We start from the raw sequence: 1,238 nt of genomic DNA on the forward strand, positions 1-1,238 counted from the left end.
GCTTCCAGCTTCCAGCTTCCAGCTTCCAGCTTCCAGCTTCCAGCTTCCAGCTTCCAGCTTCCAGCTTCCAGCTTCCAGCTGTCAGTAATGCGGCGGTCGTTCGTCGTCGGGGCCGGGGGTGGCGATATCGCTTTCCTGCAGGGCGCGTTGCTGTTCGCGGAGTTTGCCCTGCATCAATTGATTCATGCGTTCCAGTTGCGCCAACCGTTTTTCCTGGGTGGCGATGGCCTGGTCCAGGCTGTCGAGCCAGTCTTCCTGGTAGGCGTAGCGGCTTTCCAGGGCGGTCAGGCGGGTCTCGATGGCGGAAGGCGTGTCATCGTCATGCATGATAGAATCTCCGTGCTGATGGCCATGCTGCTTGGGTGGCATCGGTCTCGGTGCGAGGGCGGCGATTCAGCCGTAAAGTGCCTCGTGACCGCGTGTTGGAAACACTGCTTGAGAGCCCGTGCGTTGACACTGCCCTGGTGCCGGCCCGTGATGCCGGCTGCCGTGGCTTTGCGACGTCGGCCGTTTATCAAGCCATTTTGTGTTCTTACCTTTCTCATTATCAGAAGAGAGCATCCAGAGTTTATGAATCGAAAGGTCGTTTTGCGTTGTAGTCTTATCAGTTTATTGCTGGCCGCACCTGCCCCCCTGCTGGTGGCCCTGTTCGTGCATATCGCCGGTGGAGCCGTGTCGCAGGAGATCCTGGCGAGCCTCGAATTGAGCGGTGTCGGGGTCGTGTACCTGGCCGCGGCGCTGGCCGTGTTCGTGCTGTTGCTGCTCGCCACGCTCGCCGTCAATGCCCTGACCCCCCAACTGGTCAACCTGGCCGAGGTCGAGGATGATGACCGCGAGATCGGTGAGGTCAAGTGGTTCAACGTCAACAAGGGGTACGGTTTCATCACCCGCGACAGCGGCGAGGACGTGTTCGTCCATTTCCGCGCCATCCGCGGCCGTGGCCACCGCACCCTGGCCGAGGGCCAGAAGGTGAAGTATCAGGTCTCGCGCAATGAGCGCGGGCTGCAAGCCGACGACGTGACGGTTATTACCTGAAGGCGGCTCGCCCGGCCACCCGGCCGGGCTGCGCCCGGAGCTGGAAGCTTGAAGCTGGAAGAACGGCGCTTCGCGCCTTGAAGAGGTAAGAACGCGGCTAGCGCCGCTTGAAGAAGGAAGAAAACCCTCCTGGGCTTCGCCCGGAGCTATAAGCCGTAAGCTTTAAGCGGGAAGAAAAACCTTGACCCCATGCCATTGGGGCT

The 1,238-nt window shown here is 60.9% G+C and carries 2 protein-coding genes; one reads left to right on the forward strand and one right to left on the reverse strand.

The window, feature by feature from the left end; genetic code table 11:
- Positions 1-81 precede the first annotated feature (81 nt).
- Positions 82-327, reverse strand: a complete 246-nt coding sequence (locus tag HHA01_RS14525; protein WP_141321995.1) for a SlyX family protein — start codon at positions 325-327, stop codon at positions 82-84.
- A gap of 243 nt (positions 328-570) precedes the next feature.
- Here HHA01_RS14525 and HHA01_RS15035 point away from each other — a divergent pair, with 243 nt between their 5' ends.
- Entirely contained in the window at positions 571-1,035 is a 465-nt protein-coding gene (locus HHA01_RS15035; protein WP_281285711.1) for a cold-shock protein, read from the forward strand.
- Positions 1,036-1,238: the final 203 nt, after the last annotated feature.

Source organism: Halomonas halmophila, from assembly GCF_006540005.1.
GTDB lineage: Bacteria > Pseudomonadota > Gammaproteobacteria > Pseudomonadales > Halomonadaceae > Halomonas > Halomonas halmophila.

What these genes read in the sequence shown, in the direction of transcription:
- HHA01_RS14525 (WP_141321995.1), bottom strand. Translation starts at nt 327, where the DNA reads ATGCATGACGATGACACGCCTTCCGCCATCGAGACCCGCCTGACCGCC.
- HHA01_RS15035 (WP_281285711.1), top strand. Translation starts at nt 571, where the DNA reads ATGAATCGAAAGGTCGTTTTGCGTTGTAGTCTTATCAGTTTATTGCTG.